At 54.2% G+C, this 18,502-nt stretch carries 10 protein-coding genes; 3 read left to right on the forward strand and 7 right to left on the reverse strand.

Annotated features, from left to right (window positions below; translation table 11 throughout):
• Positions 1-53: 53 nt before the first annotated feature.
• From ACZ5FM_RS06640 to ACZ5FM_RS06650, 3 genes are read right to left on the reverse strand one after another with little or no spacing between them, the layout of a single operon-like run.
• The gene (locus ACZ5FM_RS06640) at positions 54-3,209 is read right to left on the reverse strand and encodes a multidrug efflux RND transporter permease subunit (RefSeq protein ID WP_464040075.1); all 3,156 of its coding nucleotides are present in this window, start codon (positions 3,207-3,209) and stop codon (positions 54-56) included.
• Between the two features lie 9 nt (positions 3,210-3,218).
• Entirely contained in the window at positions 3,219-4,436 is a 1,218-nt protein-coding gene (locus tag ACZ5FM_RS06645) for an efflux RND transporter periplasmic adaptor subunit (RefSeq protein WP_464040076.1), read from the reverse strand.
• Positions 4,437-4,478: 42 nt separating this feature from the next.
• Positions 4,479-5,036: a TetR/AcrR family transcriptional regulator gene (locus ACZ5FM_RS06650; protein WP_312944094.1), complete on the reverse strand. Its 558-nt coding sequence runs from the start codon at positions 5,034-5,036 to the stop codon at positions 4,479-4,481.
• Between the two features lie 296 nt (positions 5,037-5,332).
• On the opposite strand from ACZ5FM_RS06650, the gene ACZ5FM_RS06655 reads away from it, so the two are divergent.
• On the forward strand, positions 5,333-6,436 hold the full coding sequence (locus tag ACZ5FM_RS06655) for an acyltransferase family protein (protein WP_464040077.1): 1,104 nt from the start codon (positions 5,333-5,335) through the stop codon (positions 6,434-6,436).
• 261 nt (positions 6,437-6,697) lie between these two features.
• Here ACZ5FM_RS06655 and ACZ5FM_RS06660 read toward each other — a convergent pair whose 3' ends face one another.
• The 3 genes from ACZ5FM_RS06660 to ACZ5FM_RS06670 are packed head-to-tail and all read right to left on the reverse strand — an operon-like array spanning position 6,698 to position 13,509.
• Positions 6,698-7,042 carry a hypothetical protein gene (locus ACZ5FM_RS06660; protein ID WP_259146502.1) on the reverse strand — a complete coding sequence of 115 codons (345 nt, stop codon included), beginning with the start codon at positions 7,040-7,042 and terminating at the stop codon, positions 6,698-6,700.
• A 1-nt stretch (position 7,043) separates the two neighbouring features.
• Complete coding sequence (locus ACZ5FM_RS06665; RefSeq protein WP_464040078.1) at positions 7,044-8,816, reverse strand: hypothetical protein; 1,773 nt, start codon at positions 8,814-8,816, stop codon at positions 7,044-7,046.
• A gap of 49 nt (positions 8,817-8,865) precedes the next feature.
• Positions 8,866-13,509 carry a PBECR3 domain-containing polyvalent protein gene (locus ACZ5FM_RS06670; protein WP_464040079.1) on the reverse strand — a complete coding sequence of 1,548 codons (4,644 nt, stop codon included), beginning with the start codon at positions 13,507-13,509 and terminating at the stop codon, positions 8,866-8,868.
• 1,805 nt (positions 13,510-15,314) lie between these two features.
• Between ACZ5FM_RS06670 and ACZ5FM_RS06675 the strand changes: the two genes are divergently transcribed.
• Together ACZ5FM_RS06675 and ACZ5FM_RS06680 are read left to right on the forward strand one after the other, a co-directional pair.
• Complete coding sequence (locus tag ACZ5FM_RS06675) at positions 15,315-16,028, forward strand: hypothetical protein (protein WP_464040080.1); 714 nt, start codon at positions 15,315-15,317, stop codon at positions 16,026-16,028.
• Between the two features lie 48 nt (positions 16,029-16,076).
• Complete coding sequence (locus ACZ5FM_RS06680) at positions 16,077-16,409, forward strand: hypothetical protein (protein WP_464040081.1); 333 nt, start codon at positions 16,077-16,079, stop codon at positions 16,407-16,409.
• Positions 16,410-16,517: 108 nt separating this feature from the next.
• Here the strand turns inward: ACZ5FM_RS06680 and ACZ5FM_RS06685 are convergent, their stop codons facing one another.
• Entirely contained in the window at positions 16,518-18,500 is a 1,983-nt protein-coding gene (locus tag ACZ5FM_RS06685) for a C40 family peptidase (protein ID WP_464040082.1), read from the reverse strand.
• Positions 18,501-18,502: the final 2 nt, after the last annotated feature.

Consider the following 18,502-nt stretch of genomic DNA (forward strand, 5'->3'; position numbering starts at 1 on the left):
TATCGGGGTTGGGCGTAGCTGCCCGTTTCGGGGACAGGGCGGGCAGTATGCGTTTAGTGCGACTGCAGCTGTTTGACTTGCGGTTCGGCCAGTTCCGTTTCCGTCTCATCCGCTTCCGGACGTTTGGTCCGCAGCAGTTTCAGCACGAAGACGAAGAAGGCCGGTACAAAGAACACCGCCAGAATCGTCGCAGAAATCATGCCACCAAGAACAGCAGTACCGATGGCGTTCTGGCTTGCAGCACTGGCACCGGATGCGATGGCCAGCGGCACAACGCCGAGTGTGAAGGCCATCGAGGTCATGATGATCGGGCGGAATCTGAGGCGGGCAGCCTCGATTGCCGATTCCAGCAATGGTTTGCCTTCGGCGTAGTTATCCTTGGCAAACTCGATGATCAGGATGGCGTTCTTGGCTGACAGACCGATGATGGCGATTAGACCGACCTTGAAGTAGATGTCGTTCGGCATGCCTGCCGCCATCACCGCCAGCACGGAACCAATCACCCCAAGTGGCACCACCAGCATCACCGATAGCGGGATCGACCAGCTTTCATAGAGACCTGCCAGGAGCAGGAACACGAACAGCAGGCTGATGCCGAACAGGAACGGTGCCTGCGAGCCGGACTTGATTTCTTCAAGCGACTGGCCTGTCCATTCAAAGCCGATACCATCTGGCATTTCGCTGGCAAGACGTTCCATTTCCGCCATCGCAACACCAGAGGAATTGCCCGGTGCCGGTTCGCCAGCAATACGCACGGTCGGATAACCGTTGTAACCGACGATCTGCGGCGAACCCTTCTGCCACTGTGCAATGGCGAAGGAGGACAGCGGCACCATGCCGCCGCTGGCATTGCGCACGTTAAGCTTCAGCAGATCCTCGACCTGAAGGCGGTTACGATCCTGTGCCTGCACGATAACGCGCTGCATGCGGCCCGCATTCGGAAAGTCGTTGATATAGGACGAGCCGAGATTGGCGGTGATGGTGTTGTTGATGTCAGAGAAGGTTACACCAAAGGTGTTGGCCTTTTCACGGTCGATAACCAGCAGAACCTGTGCGGCATCTGGCAGACCTTCCACACGCATGCCGGAGAGAACCGGGCTCTGGCTGGCCTTGGTCATCAGGTCGCCAGCAGCAGTGGCAAGTGCAGTCTGGCCAACGCCGTTACGGTCCTGAAGGCGGAAGGAGAAGCCGCCGGTGGCGCCAAAACCGTCAATGGCTGGAGGCGACAGCGCAAAGCTGGTGGCATCCTTCAGACCAAACAACTGCATGTTCACACGGTCGGCGATTTCCTGTGCGGAATTGCCGTCACCACGTTCACTCCAGTCCTTCAGCGTCACGAACATCAGGGCCGCATTGGCACCACTGCCGGAGAAGCTGAAGCCCTGAATGGCAACAATGTCTTTGACCGCAGGTTCTGCACGGAAGATCTTTTCGATCTGCTCAATGGATGCGGTTGTGCGGTTGGCACTGGCTTCCGGTGGGCCCTGAATATCGACAATCAGGTTGCCCTGGTCTTCCGCCGGAACGAAGGACGATGGCAGGCTGATGAACAGGTAACCGAGACCGGCAACCAGCGCGAGATAGATCACCATCATCCGGCCGGCACGTTTTGCCATGCCGCTGGTGACGTTGACATAGCGGTTGGTCAGGCCGTTGAAGTTACGGTTGAACCAGCCGGCCAGACCCTTCTTTTCGTGATGGCCCTTTTTGATGGGCTTGAGGAAGGTAGCGCAGAGCGCAGGCGTAAGCGACAGCGCCAGGAAGGCCGAAAAGGCAATCGACACGACCATGGTCAGCGAGAACTGACGATAGATGATACCCGTGGAGCCCGGGAAAAACGCCATGGGAATGAACACGCAGGACAAGACAAGCGTAATGCCGAGGATCGCCCCGGTAATCTGCTTCATGGCTTTGCGTGTGGCGGCCTTGGGCGAAAGCCCTTCTTCCGCCATGATACGTTCAACGTTTTCAACAACCACGATGGCGTCATCAACCAGAATACCGATGGCCAGAACCATGGCAAACATCGTCAGCACGTTGATGGAAAAGCCTGTCGCATACATGACCGCGACCGTACCCAACAGGGCAACCGGCACCACCAGTGTCGGGATGATGGTGTAGCGGAAGTTCTGCAGGAACACGAACATCACGACGAACACGAGAACAACCGCCTCGATCAGCGTCGACACCACCTTGTTGATCGACGCGGAGACGAATGGGCTGGTGTCGTAAGGTGTGGCGTATTCCACGCCGGCGGGGAAGAACTGCGACAGCTCATCCATCTTGGCCTGAACCGCAGCAGAGGTTGACACGGCATTACCAGTTGAAGACAGCTGGACACCGACAGCAGCGGTTGGCTGACCGTTCAGGCGGCTTGTAAAGTTATAGCTTTCCGCACCGAGTTCGACACGCGCCACATCCTTCAACAGCACGGTGCTGCCATCCGGATTGGCACGCAGAATGATCTCGCCAAATGCCTTTGGATCGGACAGCTGGCCCTGAACCAGCACGGTTGCAGTCAGGTCCTGGGAAATCGGGTTGGGGGCGGCACCGATCTGGCCGGCAGCAACCTGCGCATTCTGGGCCGAGATGGCGGCATTGATATCTGACGCCGTCAGATTAAGGCCAACCATCTTGTCCGGGTCGATCCACACGCGCATGGCGCGCTGGGCAGCAAACAGCTGGGCACGGCCCACGCCATCCAGACGACGCAGTTCGCCCAGAACGTTACGGTTCAGGTAGTCACCAAGTGCCACCTCGTCCATGCTGCCATCGGTGGAGGTGAGGGTAACCATCATCAGGAAGCCGGAGGCGGCCTCTTCAACGTTGATACCTTGTGATGTCACGGCAGAAGGCAGGCGCGATTCCACACGCCGGATGGCGTTCTGCACATCCACCGAGGCCTGGTTGATGTCAGTGCCAGCCTCAAAGGTTGCAGTGATGCTGACGGCACCAGACGTATCCGAGGTGGACTCGAAATACATCATGCCGGAAACGCCGTTCAGCTCCTCTTCGATCTGACGCGTCACACCCTGATAGATCTCCTGCGGAGATGCGCCGGGGTAGGACGTGGAGATGGTAAGCTGTGGCGGCGCGACCTTGGGGTACTGCGCAATGGGAAGAAAGGGCAGGGCAATGATACCTGCAATCGAGATGAACAGGGCAAAGACCCAGGCAAGGATCGGCCTTCTGATAAAAAACTGTGCCATTTTGTTACCTTACTGGCCAGAAGTTGCCGGGGCCGGCGTTGCTGGTGTTGACGTTGCCGCGTCTTGCGGCTGCTCGGCTTGGTTTTCGCTGGCGACCCATGGTTCAGGAACCACCTTGCTGTCCGGCTGCACCTTCTGCACGCCATCAACCACGATCTTTTCACCGGCCTTCAGGCCACTCTCGACCACCCATTCCTGACCGGTCGCCTGACCGAGTTCGACAACGCGCACCTTGGCGGTATCATCACCTTCGACGACATAAACCTGCGCCTTGCCATCCTGGCCGCGCACCACCGCACGCTGCGGCACGGTAATGGCGTCCTGTCTGACGGCCTGTTCAACCTTCACCCGCACATACATGCCCGGCAAAAGGTCACCATTCGGATTGGGGAATTCGGCACGCAGCGTGACCTGTCCCGTCGTGGAATCGACATTGGCACTGGAAAACAGCAGCTTGCCCTTTTCGCCATAGACATCGCCGCCATCAAAAACGAGCTCGACGCTGGCCTGTCCCGGTGCTGGGCTTTCAAGGCGCCCGTCATTGACGGCACGGCGTAGCGCCAGCAGGTCCTGTGCCGACTGGGTAAAGTCGGCGTAAACTGGGTCGATCTGCTGGATAAGGGCGAGGCTGGATGTACCATCCGCCGTCACCAACGCACCTTCGGTAACAAGTGCACCACCGATGATACCGCTGATTGGCGCGCGAACTTCGGTATATTCAAGATTGATCTTGGCTTCTTCCAGTGCGGCCTGCTGCAGCGCGACGTCTGCTTCTGCCTGCGCCAGATTGACGGATGCTGTGTCATAATCAATGCCGCTGGCGACATTGCGTTCACGCAGTGTCGTCTGGCGGGCCAGCTGAACCTTGGCATTGTCTCGGGTTGCCTCGGCGCGGCGCAACGAGGCTTCAGCACTGGCGACCCGTACGCGGAACAGTTTCGGGTCGATACGGTAAAGAACATCGTCCTGTTTGACGAAGGTTCCCTGTTCAAAAACACGTTCTTGCAAAATGCCCGAAACACGGGCCCGCACTTCCGAAACGCGGGTTGCGGCCACACGGCCGGGTAACTCGTTGATGACGGGAATGGGGTGCGCCTGCAGCTCAAGCACAGCAACGGCCGGCGGCGGCATGCCTTCCTGTGCCAGTGTACTGGTTGCGGTCAGGGCCAAAAGAGAAGTGGCAATAAGGCACGCCTTCAGGCGCGGCAAATATATGCTGCGGTACATAGTGGTTCCTTTAATATCGGGATCAGGCCTTAAGGCCCAAAATTACGTCTGATCGGGATAGGATGTGTAAATCGTTCGCACACCTTCAAGGATCTTGATCTGGTCTTCCGGGCTCCATTGGTAAAAGCCAAACAGCTCGGTGACAAAAAAGCCGCACAAAGCGAGGTAAGACATTAGCGCCGCATGCGGTTTCGGTCCGTTAGCCATCGCCTTGATGTCGGTCAGCGTCCACTCGCGCATCTGCCGCTGCAGTTTTTCTTCTGAGGAGACTGACGCGCAGACAGCAAGGGCAACCGCACGCTCCGTGTCATCGACCACCCGTGATGCAGCGTTGATGCGCCCGTACAATTCCGGGTGAGGGGTGTCCGCCGCCGCCTCAACGGCCGCAGACTGCCGTTCCAGCTCCATATTCATCCGGCGATCAATCAGTGCTTCCAGCAGTGCGCTTTTTGACTTGTGGTCATAAACCACCGTCGATTTGCTGACGCCGGCTTCCTGCGCAACCGCATCAATGGACAGGCCGGCTGCGCCAAGCCTCACGACGACACGCTCAGCGGCATCGAGAATATCGTCCTTCATGATTTTTCTGGTGCGACCCACAGCGCTCTCCGGATTGTTGTGGGTTTTGATTTACGAACGATCGTATTTAAAAGCAATAGAAAAACGACCGTTCGTATAAAAATTATCATTTATCAGGGTGTGGTGAAGTGTCGACAGTTGCGCAAGGGAAAGTCGCTCGATGGGCCGTTTCATCAGATTGTAATGCCGATGTCCCGATTTGGTTAAGTCCGGAATGGAGCCGATCCGAACGGCGAGAATCTGTGCTTAAGGCTCTATTTTCAGATGATGTTCGAAGATAATATTGATATACGCGCCGGGTAGATCTGGGGGATCATATGCCGACGCAAAGAATTGATGTGATTGATGGCTTGAGAGGCCTCGCTATTCTGATGGTGATCTATCAGCATGGTTACTCAATTAAGGCACGCGAAGTGTATACATTCTTCACTGGAGGATACCCATGGATTTTGGGCCACGCTTGGATGGGTGTCGGTATATTCTTCATTTTAAGTGGGTTTGTTCTCGCTATACCTTTTGCCTCAGGTAGGTCGAAATTGGCCAGCAGCGAGGATATTAGAAACTTCCTCAGACGAAGAGCAAAACGTCTTTTGCCACTCTTCATCTTCGCAGCGTTCGTCAGTTATGGCTTTTCGATGCACGCTGGAGCGCTGCAAACAAGGTCGCTCTTACTAACGCTGACCACGCTGACTATGTTTTCTAAGACCAACTTCTTTCCACTCATAAACGGCCCGTTCTGGTCACTCGCTGTGGAAATATGGTTCAGTATACTTTGCCCCTTCATCCTAGCTTATATGTTCCGGCACAACGTTGTACGTGCACTGTTGGCTATCTGCCTTTTTTCTCTCGTGGTGCGGATCGCAGGAACCTATTTTCCTTTCTCCAATTTGCAGGTAAATCCTGTTAAGGATTCTGTTTTTGGACGACTGGATGATTTCGCGATTGGGATCGCAGTCGCAATAGCTTTCGTCAAAGGAAAACTGCCCAAATGGGGTGACATGCATGCTTTTGCTGGAATCTGCCTAATCTTAGGAACCGCTGTTCTGTGGGATTCTCAGCTCCAGATGCCAAAGTTCGCTACCGCATTTTTCAACTTAGGCCTTCAGGCCGGAGTTGTTTTGATCGTAGTAGCAGCGCTCGGTAGCGCGCGATTTACACAAGCCGTGTTATCAATGTGGTTTCTCAGGTTAGCCGGAGCTATGTGTTTCTCTTTGTATTGCTGGCATGGCCTATTGATAGGTCCGACAATGCAGGCTAATCCGCTGAAATTCCAATCGATCGTGTCGTTTTGGTCTGCGCTGGTCGTGATATCCTGCTTCAGCTACAGGTTCATAGAGTTCCCAATGAAAAGTGCGCGCGAAATATTCTTCCTGAAGAAGGTATCTCCTGACAGTACAGCTAGCAAATTAAGCGAGACTTGACGACCGCTTGGCACAACTTAATGCCTTGCTCAATTTTTGGTTAGGGATACACCAGTACTTCGTACTGGATTCTCCAACACGACGTCCAGGTGTGTTTTCATATTCAGGCCGAGCGACGCTGCTATCTGGAGCAGTGTTGAATACCTGCAGTTGGAAGTACCGGCGTCTTCCCATTGGAACTGGCCTGTTTCCGTTTGCAAAGCTTTCAGGCACGAAGCGATATTAGATGCGATACTACCGTTTTTTAGCTGGCCGCGCCGATTATTCGTAATGATCCTGGACGTAAACCCAAAGCGTGTCCATTTGCTCGGCAGGAAAGTTTAACAACTGCGATAGTCGCATCACCATGGGATCATCTCGCCGGTAAGACTTTCTTCCCTCGACATCGAGCTCCGCGAGGTAACGTTCGTCTTGGTCTTCAATGGCGGCGTAAATATCCGCTTTTTTCAGAGACAACAGATCCCAGGCTGCCCTCCAAAACGGCACAGGCTCAATCGGCAAAAATTGCTTTGGGGCTCTTAAAGCTCGTTCTTGAAGTGCGCTAAATTCCGCATACTCAGCGGACGTCATTTCACGAAAAATACCGTCACTATATGTCTGTTCCATATCAGCCCCTCCTGCCTTCGATGATAAGACGTCCACTAAAATTGCCGGAACTCATGTAAATGCGCAGCCCATTGAGTGCCGCAGATGTGGAATGGGCACCGCCAACCAGAAGGCTGAAATAGGCGTTTCCGCTATCAACTCCCACAGCCTGTCCCGTGTAATATTTTGATTGCCCCTTGGCCTTGTTGAACTCGAAAATCATGCCTTCGAAGTTGAGATCATAGGTATTGGAAAGGCTTCTATAGCTGGGAGTCAGTGCTCCAACGCCCGACGTGCCTGCATCGTATCCGCTGCTGACGCCAATCATGCCGCTGGCCGAGATATAATAATTTGAGTTGATCCACGTCAGGCCGTTATCCGGGCTAAGTATCAGACAGGGAACCGCGTTGTTGACATTCGGGCGAATTGTGCCGCTGATCCTAATCTGACGAAACGCCTCAAGGCCTGTTCTGGTGTAGACTGCGACGTTTGATAAATCGCCGGTGTCATCTATTTGCTCCCACACCTTGCTGTTCTCAAGCGTTGTAACGCGGCCCCGTGCGTCAGCCACGTCATTGACCAGTTGGGTAGCAGTAAGGGTGGCTGTATCGACAGGAATGCTGTAGGCCTTGATGAACCATGTGACAGTGATGTTGGCTGGTCTAGTTTCTGCTGCGGTTCTGGGATTTCCGTTGACGCCATCCGAGATAGGATTTTGGACTTTGTTATTAATCGGAGTACTACTTCCGCCGGGGTTTGCTGCTGTGCCGCCAGCACTTCCATTATTGAAATTCTCCAGGATATGCCAGTGCCCCTGAAACGCATCTGCTTGTACCGTCCCAAACGCACGCCCGGCATCACGCAATGTTTGGCCAGCTCTCCACTGGCGTTTGAACAGTGCGTCATCAGTGGCAGGGAAGACCGGGTTGCCAGCGCCATTGACGGACCAACCGTTCGCCAAAGCCCATGTCCGCAATTCGGGATAGGCTGTGGTAATTTCAAGGCCCGGAATAATCTTGAGATAGCCCGGTGGTGTCGTGGTGCCGTTGCCGTAGACATCGATGATGGTGCCAATGGGCACGCCGCCATTCAGATAGGCTTGGTTGGCCCAATATTTGGCGGAGTGCTCAGTTCCATCCACAACCCCATCTAATTTGACAGCCCAATCCTGTGCGCGTGCCGACCATTGCGCTGCCGTCGCTGCGGAACTTGCCGTCTCAACAGCTGAGATTTCGGCATCCTGTGCGTGGCCTTGCGCGGCATCTCGCGCCTCATAGGCTTGCGTCGCATAACCAGCGGCATTGACGATCATGCCGGAATTTGGCCCTTTGCCCAGCAGGCCGCCGACCATCATCAGCGTGTCGCCTTCATCGAGATTATTGGCAATTTTTAAGCCGGACTGGCCATAATCGGCCAGAATGGAGCGGTCGGTCTGCTCCTTGAGTTGCTGGATCTGCATTGTCAGCAGATCCATACGCACTTCGACTGTCTCGGCGTAATAAGCGCCCTGATTTTCGAGATCGGTATCCTGCGTAAACGGCACGCCGCGCAGCAGCACGATTTTCTGGCCACTGGCTGGTGCGACATTCAATACGGCATTGCCGCCGGAATCGTCCGCCACACCGGTGACGGTAAAATCGTGCTGATGGTTGAGAACAGTTTCGCTGCCATTGGTATCGATAAGAATAACCCGCAAATGTTCGGGTTCATAAATCTTGAACTGATATTCAAATGCCGTTGTGACGCCGTTACCATTGTAAGGGCCAGAGCGGTTCACTTCGCTGGGTATCGTCATTGTTTCTCGCGCCTATGGGATTTGGCGAACCATAGGCGCAAGAAGGTTGTCAGGCCGATCTGGTGGTCAGAAGCTGCATGAGTGAGGTTTCTCCGCCCTTTGTCTGCGGCATGCGTGCCTCCACCACCTGGCTGATCTGTGTCGCTGGCAGGCCAAACGACAGGCCAGTCGTGTTGAGAGTTGCCATCAAACCGGCTGCATCAATGTCGTTGAGGACACCAGACGCACTGACCATGCCTGCCAGTCTTTTGGTACCATTCTTGCCCTTCGATCGCTGTCCTTTGCCACGGCGTGGCGATCCAGTTTTTAGACTTTCCGCATCGCGGAAAAACGGCATCGTCTCGGCAATCGAGAGCGCTGATACTGCATCACCGGCTGGAGACTTGCCGTGCGCAACAGCCTTCAACACGGCATCGATGTGAAATAAAGCGGCAATATCAATAGCCAGAGCGATACCCTCGGCAGCGTCATTACTGACCGGCATTCTACTTTGCGTAATACTGTTTTCACCCGTGCCGGATTTGGCTGTCATCAACGCGCCAAGGGCGGTCAGCAGGGTTTCAATCTCTCGTCCCTGGAGGCTGGTCATCGCATTGTCGGAGGGGTTTCCATCACGCGATGTCTGCAGCTTTTTTACCAGCCTGTCGGCATGGCTTGTGGCCTTGGCCTCGTTGCGGCGATATGTGTCCAGTCCTTGATGATATCCCGCCAGCCATACCGGCACTTCCACCATCTGATAGTTCAGTCGTTGCATCACCCAGCTGGAAAGCCCACCAAGCGGCGTGTTGCTGCCAATACTGGAGTTTTCGAACGTGCCTTGCCTGCTGGACATGTAGGGTGACAGCGCCGCCACACGGCGCATCACGCCCGGCCGCAGGGCAGTTTGCAGGTTAACGGAAAATTGCTGCTGACCGATGCTGGTCATGGCCTCGGACAAACCGGACATCTGTGTCATTGATGACCCGAGTTCTGTGGCAAGGCGAGCCGCGGTAACATTGTTCTTTGCGAAACGCGCCGTACCGCTCAGCAACGCGGCGCCGGATGTGTCTCCGGTCGCGGCATCGCGCAGCCAACCCTGCAACATCACATGGTCTGTACCTTGACCGGTCTGGATAAAGGCCGCCTGAATACGCTCGTCCCGCAGCAGGCGGCCAGTATTTGCCACGACTTCACTGAGTTCCAGATCATGCACCAACTCGTTGACATGGCTGTGCAGCACGGACATATCAAGCTCGAGCGGCATGGCCGTCTGGCCTTGCTGCTGCCCGCCGTGAAGGCCGCTGGTATGCGCCTTGGCAAACTTGCCGGCAACAAGCGCCTGTGACACATCATCTGTGTTGTTGCGCAGCGGGTAATAACCACCTGCCAGTTTTTTGCCACCAATCATAACCGGCGTTGCTTCCACCCATTGTGGTGTAACGCCGGTTACCCGTTTTTCGCGGGCAGCAATATCCGGCTTGAACGAAGCGGTATAATCCCAGACGGATTGGACAAAATCCGCGTCACGTGCGTCCAGGTATTTCAGCACGGAAACAACCTGTTGCTCGCTGAACGACCCGGCAATGGTTTCGTGTGTCAGCTGTCTGCGGTTTTCCGCAGTGCCGGTGTTCAGCGCAATGGCAATCATGTCCCATTTGGAAATTGACGTTCCAAGTGCCGGCACATGCAGGCGCCTACCCATGTCCTGACGCTCCGCGGGGGAGTAGACGTCATAAAGTGCGGCCAGATCACTCGCGGCCTTTTGTTTGCGTGCCAGTAATCGCCCAGACGCGGCATCGACAGGTGCCTTGATGGCAGCTTGCACGGTGCCCGCTTTTTTTGATCCATCGAGATCGCGTAGCACAAGGTTGGCATTCATGGCCGGGTCAAGATAAGGGCGAGGGCGCTCATAACGCTTAGTGCCGGCGGTACCTCCAGTATCTGCAGCGGCCGGCACCGTACCGTTTCCGATAGCCTGCTCAGCGCCCGTTGGTGTGCGGGTAAAGGCGCCCAACACGCCCGAAATGGTCTGTTCAAAGTCGCGCGTCTGCTCGGCATCCACCAGCTTGCCGGCCCGCATTGCTATGTGTTGCAGGTTACGGATGCTGTTGACCACGCCACGAAGCGATTGCAGCTGCAGTTTTTGGTACGGTGTGCGCATGGTGGAGGATATAACCTCGTCGGTTATTGCCAACTCGTTTTCACGACCTGCCCCCTTCATCTGTTCAATAAATATGTCCAAGCCACCCGTTGCACCTGCCTGAGTGCCTGACCAGGTCCCGAACGGGTCACTGGCCTGCATGGCCTGTGACGCGTTCAGGTCGTAACGGCCAAGCAGGTCGTCCATGGCGCTGTTGTAGTCTATGCGGCCATTATCGTGGAATGATGCGAGGGCAAACTGTTCGCGCCTTGCCGGCGTGTCAACGCTTTGAACATAGCCTTCCATCTCCTCCACTTCGTGGGCGATCTTCCGGCTCTCGACATAAAGCGCATGGTTGAGAATCTGTCGCTTTTTGGCGGTGTAGAGCTTTTTCGCAGTCTCGTTTTTATCAGCGGATGTGCCAGTTGAGATATCTGCGTCAACGGCGGCATCACCATTCTGCGTCGTCAATGGTGTCGCTGGGTCGACCGTTGATCCCGCAGAAAGCTGCACACCAAGACGCTCCGCTTCCTCTGCCGCACGTCGCTCGGCAGCCAGAAAACGTCTGCTCTCCATCGCGTCTGCCACGGACATGGTCGACATCATGGATATAGCAGATGCATGTGCCTCTTTAAGGGTCGTGTTTTGTGTCGTGTTGGACAAACGGCCAACCGCTTTCAGCTCTGTTTCCAGCCATTGCCCGCGGCGGTCGTTGTGAATGGCGTCCATGGCTTTCAGATCAGCGGTGCCGTCATAAAGCGGATCGCCATGGCGCTCGCGCATGATGCGCGCTGTCTCGCTGTCAATCCGGTCGTTGCGGCTCGGCACGGTCACCATAAGACGCAGCAATTCGTCACCGGAACTGTACCCGAAAATGCTGGCGACATCATCGGGGTCAAGACCACCTTTTGCCGTGTAGACGGTCTGGCGGCCGCGCGGCAGCAGGCCCAGAATGCCTTCGCCATAGTGTGCAACCAGCATCGCTTCGTCAAAACGAATACCGGCAAGATGATCAGGCATCTCGCCATCGCCAAGCCAGCGGCGGTTGCTCATCAATTCTGTCGCCCGGTAATGGCCTTCGGTGTTAACCTGCTTCTCCACCTGGGTGCGCACCGTTGCCTTCTCTTGCGCGTAGGCTGTGTCCTGTTCACGCCGCACCGGCTGCATCACGCTTTGCAGCATTTCGGCACTTGCTTCGTCCTCACTCTGCTGGCGTGTCGCCGTAAAATCGGCATATGCCGCCTTGGAAAGCCCCATGGCCTCTGCGGAAGAAAAGATCGGGCCACTTTCGCCGGCGTCCAGACGCGCCATTTCAAGCTGCCCGTCACTGACCAGCATGCGGTTAAACACTTCGGCAACCTCGGGGCTGGTTTTCCCGTTAACAGCTGCGCTCGTCGCGTAAGCCGTCGTCAACCACTTGCGGGCGCTCTCAAATGTGCCAGCAAGTTCGGGTGAGGGCACCTTGCCCTCCAGCATATATGTTTGAAAGTCACGGCTGAACTGGGCTTGCATGGCGCTGTCGACAGCTGCCGTTTTTGTCGTGCTGTCGGTCGAAACTGTTCCAAGAACGGTCGTGCCATCGGCCGTGGAAGGCGAGGTGTAATCAACTGCTTGTGCGCCAGCGTCTGCAACGTTCTTTGCGCTTTGACCCCACCAGTCTTTAAGCTGAGCCATGGCTGCCACCGCCGTCGGCTCACCCTCGTCGGCCATGTCCCGGATATGATTGGTGAACTGGCCAACTACGCCTGCAAGACCAGCGCTGGAGAAGGCCGTGATGCCACCGGCTCCCGACGCTCCGAAAGATCGGCTTTCCGATGCGGACGCGCGTTTGCCTCCGGCTTTATTCTGCGGCAAGGGTTGCACATCACCATTTTCCTGGGGCAGGGCATGGGCTTTGCCGTCTTCACTGGGCAGTGGTTGTGCATCGCCTTTTTTGACCGGCGTCAATTTAACGTTGTCACCGTTCTTGGCGCGCACATCGGACAGCACCGTTTGTGAAACAGCGTCGAGATCCTCGCCAACTGGATATCTAGTCAGTGCGTCAACGGTAAATGTCTTGGGGCCAGTCTTCGTCTGCTGCAGATAAAGCGTCTCGCCATTGGACATGTGTTTGATGTAGCCAATAATTGGCTGACCGAGTGCATTCTCTGCACCGGAAACTATTCGGTCGGCTGATGATATGATGTCAGGGATTACCTGAATATCTGCCTTCATGACAGGTAATTGTGTGTCTGAAAGTGTTGTGTTGTTGAGACTGTCACGAATAGTTTTGGTGCTGAGAGAATGTTTGGCTTTGGAAATGTCAAACCCCGTCGCATCCTGTACCGCCTGCACCACGCTGTCACCAGCACGACCGACATTTTCCTTTGAGTTTTTGCCAGGTGGAAATTGCTCGCTGCGGCGCAGTAGGGTTTGGGTTCTACGGTAATTTCGTTCTGTATTGAATTTAGCGGCGGCGTCTGTTGTTTTAACGTCTATCCGGCCATCATTTAGTGTCTGATCAAAATATTTTAGATAATCTTTCGCCTGCGCGGTGGAAAATGCGTCCGGTGCAAAACGTATATGGCTCTTCAACAATATTTCTTCTGGTGTAGATACGACTCTACTCGCATAAACGGCAGTCAAAACTTTTATGTCGCCACCGCTGTTGCGAGCTGCGTCCAGTTGCTGTCTGCTTATGCCCAATGTCGCTACGAAGTAATAAGGATCAATATCCTTCGTTTGGAGCGCGTCAAAAATATTCTCTACGTTGAAATATATGGTCTCAAGCGGCTTGCCTTTGAGATGCTGTCCTAGAATGGTTTCAAACTCTCTGGGCGAGCTATCTCGCAGCTTATTAGTCGATGCCAGTGTGGATATATCGTCGATTACTGAACTTGTTTTTTTCGCCTTAAGTGCTTTCCCTATGCTGCGTGTCAGGTGGTTCAAAGCACTCTTCGACACAGGCATTGCTCGCTTTGAACCAGCCTTTGCTAAATTAAACAGCGGTGCAAGTGCGAAGCTGGTTATAAAACTTTTCACGACGCCGTCGGAAAGTTCCTTCTCAGGATTGTAGAGAAAATGTTCAATGGCGTTATGTGAAAATTGCGAAAGAGCTTCTTTCGCGCCTTCCTCTGTGGATTTTCCTAAAAGGGATAAGAATGCATTGTCCAAAAAAGGAAATCTCGATTTGAAAGGCTCAGCGAACTTCCCAAAGGACAGGAGATTTAGTGGACCAACTGCCAAGCCTAGCGCTGCAGCCTGAGATTGAATCTCCTCGCTTTGTCCAGCTTTTCGGGCAGCGCTTACCCTCTTACCTCCTGATTCAGCGATAACATATGTGCCGCCAGCAACGGGATTGACGGCAGTGAGTATAAAGGCTGGCAGCATTGATCCGGCTGCTGCGCCGAGTGTTCGTCCCAAACTGTCTTCCATGCCGGGAGCGGCTGGAAAAAGTTTGTCTCCGTAATCTTGGACCGAGGCGCCTGTGCTCTGCAGCCACTGCGATACTTTCTTCAATCCGGAATTGTAATTTGGTCCAAATAACTCAAGAACTTCTTCTGGAGAGGCACCGCCGCTAATGACTTCAGAAAGCATGTTCTGGGCAAAGTCTTTGTTAATAACACTTTGGTGCTTAATGTCTTCCCTCAGCCGTTGGTATTCTGCATCAGAAAGATACGCACCAAAGGCAATTCTTATTGCCAGAGCTATACGTTGAGTGTCGTCAACAGGAGTTAATACCTGCCCGGCCAACTCAACTACCATTCCCGTCGAAGAGGTTGCGTTGCCTGGCAATGCTTTAAAAAACTCTCCAGTGTGCTGCCCAAAAGTGGCGGGAGGAGATACCGTCGGCTCGCGAGATCCGGAGTCTTCAATTGCGGAAAGGTCAACTACAGCTTTCTCCCAACCCGCATAGTTTGGAAGATCGCCGTCTATCAATACTGCTTTCTCGAGATTTCCATTGCGCCAATTATTGAGCTCCGGCGCATACGCTAGAATAGCGGCGCGTCTCGCTTCGTCTAGCTCGGACTGAAATTCATCCTCATGTCCAATCAGGAGGTAGAGCGGCGGTTGCTGTTTTCCGGTCACTTGCGCATAGTCTTGTGCGAGCTTGTGCTGTCTCATTATGACATCTGGACTTTCGTCTTCATGTCCGTTTTGGAAGTAGACCGGCCGTCCGTCGATGTATCTTACTTGGATATATTCTAGTGGCTCCGCGCGTTGTCTCGCGACGACATCTGGACTTTCGTCCACTGGTTGCGTAGCTGTAACTGGACCAATGCCGGCTTGCGTGTTTTGCTCTTGCGTTTCCGTGTCTGGCTTATTTTCCAAAACATGCCTCTCCTGTTTAAATGAGGCATGATTACCGGTGTGATGGTTGTGGGGACGAAGGGGTGGGTATGGCAGTCGCGCGCAGTTTTATGGGCTGGTTTGCGTTATTGATTTATGCGCTGGCGACGCCGGCATTTGCGCAGTCGGCGCCGGGTGTGCCGCCAGAAGGGTACAAACCTCCAGAATTCTGGAACGGCGTGCGTGCGGGTGACAGTTACGACAAGGTCAAGTCTTTGGCCGGCTGGTATCAGTGTGGTGAAATGCCGCGACCGAAATTGTGCACTGACATCAAGGGGCCGGACAGCAAGCCTGAAGTGTACGAACTGGAGTTTCAGAATAACAAGGCATTCCTGGGTGCACATTATATTCTCAGTGCGCCGCCGCTATGGTCCACCTACAAGCGGTTTAATCCCGTGCAGGACGCCAACACCACCCTGTTGGAAATAGGTTCAAATCCAGATTTCATTGATTTTATCAGCGAGAATTACCACGGCAGGGCATCCGGTATTGTCTCCAAAGCGGCCAGACTTCTGGCACCAGAAAATGACGACAAAATTTACAGCATTACTTATGTCAATCGACCTTTTGTAACTGGAGATTACCGCGATCAAATTGCTTACCGGGAAATACTTCCTGCTGAAACGTTCGTGATGAGAGTGGAGAAGTTTCTCTGGAAATCGCAGCCAGCTACTCGTCTTCGCGTGACGTTAAGTCCTGCGGATAGGAAAATACTGTTCCCTGAATATTGCATAGACAATTGCAAATCATGGAAATTGCGCTGAAACGACAGGTACGTTGTTTAATAATGCCAAAAAATGGGGGAAGCATCGATGAGTGATATGGCTGAAGACATCACAGTAAAAAGAAATTGGAGAGCGGCACGACGCGGAGTGTTGTTGAAACTCGCTGTGTTGGCGGCTGTCTCACAACTTGTTGTCATGGTTGTCGTAGGACATGTTCCGGCCAATTATCCCAACATGGGCAGGTATCTGGGAAGTCAGGTAGGCTCGGCGATTGCTTTCTTTCTCTTCGGTTTTGTTGGCTTCCTTATCACGCGGTGTATTCGCTACCGGAGCGGCGTGGCAGATGCTGGCCTGATTACCGGCGCAATATTTACTGTCGTCAGTGCCTATGCGGCAATGCAGGGCATGCTGAATGATTAGCGCTCATTTTAAATGACCTCGGACAGTGGTGTCCAAGGCCATTGAATGTTGGGACGTGTTGTGTCGTCCGGGTAGGGGATTAGCGGGTATTTGTAGCCAATAGGCGCGCTACGTCCTGGTGTTATCCAAATACATTCGCCGCAACAGGTCATCCATAAACGTCTTGATGTCTTTGTTTTTGCTGATGTTGTCCTTGTTTACTGCCCCCAGCTCTGCAACGTAGCCATAAAGCTCCCGCTGAAAGTCGGTGACACCCTTGTAGTCTTGCTCCGTCATCTGCGCCGGAGCTTTGACAAAACGCCCATCTTCAAGCCTCTTGAACGTAATCGCCAGAATGCGGCTATGCTCGCGTGCTTTCTGCGGATCGGTGCGTGCCAACTCTTTCCAGCTTGTGACGATTGCCCAGTCTTCGTTGGAGAGATTTCGACGATCATTGAACAGATCAGACTGTGCAAATTCCAACGGGTCATTCGCAAATTGACGCTGCAATTCGTAAAATCTGCGACTGGCTGTTCGTGGTTGCCCGTTTTTCTGTACCGTGTCGCTGTGTTCCTGAAGCAATTTTATGCCAAGAGGACCGATGACAGATTGATCTTCCGGCGACATTTTCAAAGGGTCAAATCCGTCGTTTGCGGAAATCTGTGCCATGGCAGATTGCATGAGGTCTTCCCGTCGATCATCAATGTTTTTCTGCGCGGTTGTGTAGTTTGTATCAATTGTTTTGCCCGTGGCGGCTCGCTCCTCGGCATCACCAATCGCGTCCAGACTTTGGCCAAGATAGGTAATTCCAGGCATATTATAATTTGGCAGCTCCACCCGCCGGGCGTCGACATTGCGGGCCGTACGAAACCCCAACAGGCTTCGGGAACTCGTCACCCTTGTTAATACCTGGCCGGGTCGGTCGCTTTGTCCGGCAATCATCAGAATGTTGCCTTTTCGGTCATGTCCCTGAAAAAAGCCGACCTCGGTAGAGCCACTCTCGCCAGATACGACAACGATATCGCCTGGTCGCGGACTGTTGGTCGCCACGCCAAAGTTCAGAAATGTTTTGGCTGAAGTGGCCTGCGCGCCATCTGTCAGGGGCGAACCAAGAACATTCTTGACGATATCGACAGACCACGGGGTTGGCGCCGCGTTGCCCGTTGCATTCTTGCTGAAGTTGGCAAGCGCTTCGAGTGCAAGATGGCGGCCCGACGTGTAGCGCAGATAATCCACTGCCGTGGTTGGTCGAAGCAGTGCGGGGCTGTCTGGTGGCAACGGTGCGCTGCTGGCAATGTCGACGGAGTTGCGTGTTGCTTTTGCATTCAGCACAGCGGGTTTCATCCGCTCCTGCAGGGCAGTTTTGTCTTTTTCCAAAATGCGTTCTGAGTGGTCCTGCATGTATTTTTCCGCCGCGATCGGATCTGTCTCAGCAATACGTGTGACGATCCTCGTGAACGCGTCGGACTGATACTCCGCTTTTTTCCGCTCAATGGTTTCCTTGTCCCAGTTCAGCAATGCGCCAGCTCTATCGACTGTATCCGCAACCTTTCCCAGTCTCATTTCGAGTTTACGGGGCACCAGCCTGTCTTCAACCGCATCATTGATATGACTTTCGATACTGCCGTCGAACGCGTCGATGACGGCGGTTTTCTGCTGGTCAAGGGCATGGTTGATTACCGTTCCTCCAGTGTCCCGCCGTGTCTCCTGTGAAGCCTGCTGGTAAATGGCGCGTGCGCCCGGCGGCAATCCTTTGCTGATGTCGCCATGTTTCTTCTCGGCTTCCTTTTCAAAAGCCGGCCGTGCTTCGATAGCCGCTTTGCCGGTGAGCGACAGAAAGCCACCGGGACCGTGCAGGGCATTACGGTTCCAGTTCGAAAATTCAGTCATTGCCTCTTTTGCCCTGGTCTCGTCATCAAGCTTTTTCAGGCGAAGGGCGGCTTCATTGAGGTTGGTGGCGGCGGTTCCCATACCCTTGCCAAGTGCCAGCATGCCACGGCCAATGCCCGCACCAAATGCATCGGCATCGGCGCGGGTGGTGAAGTTTTCGGAATATTCGGGGCGAAGCGCAACGCGCTGTTGTGTGTCCTGGTAAAGAGGAACGGTCGGCATTT

The sequence above is a fragment of the Agrobacterium sp. 5Ca50 genome (assembly GCF_055381905.1).

Excerpts from the sequence above, each read along its gene's own strand:
- ACZ5FM_RS06660 (WP_259146502.1), bottom strand. The coding sequence starts at position 7,042 with ATGGAACAGACATATAGTGACGGTATTTTTCGTGAAATGACGTCCGCT.
- ACZ5FM_RS06675 (WP_464040080.1), top strand. The coding sequence starts at position 15,315 with ATGGCAGTCGCGCGCAGTTTTATGGGCTGGTTTGCGTTATTGATTTAT.
- ACZ5FM_RS06665 (WP_464040078.1), bottom strand. The coding sequence starts at position 8,816 with ATGACGATACCCAGCGAAGTGAACCGCTCTGGCCCTTACAATGGTAAC.
- ACZ5FM_RS06680 (WP_464040081.1), top strand. The coding sequence starts at position 16,077 with ATGAGTGATATGGCTGAAGACATCACAGTAAAAAGAAATTGGAGAGCG.
- ACZ5FM_RS06655 (WP_464040077.1), top strand. The coding sequence starts at position 5,333 with ATGCCGACGCAAAGAATTGATGTGATTGATGGCTTGAGAGGCCTCGCT.
- ACZ5FM_RS06685 (WP_464040082.1), bottom strand. The coding sequence starts at position 18,500 with ATGCCGACCGTTCCTCTTTACCAGGACACACAACAGCGCGTTGCGCTT.
- ACZ5FM_RS06640 (WP_464040075.1), bottom strand. The coding sequence starts at position 3,209 with ATGGCACAGTTTTTTATCAGAAGGCCGATCCTTGCCTGGGTCTTTGCC.
- ACZ5FM_RS06645 (WP_464040076.1), bottom strand. The coding sequence starts at position 4,436 with ATGTACCGCAGCATATATTTGCCGCGCCTGAAGGCGTGCCTTATTGCC.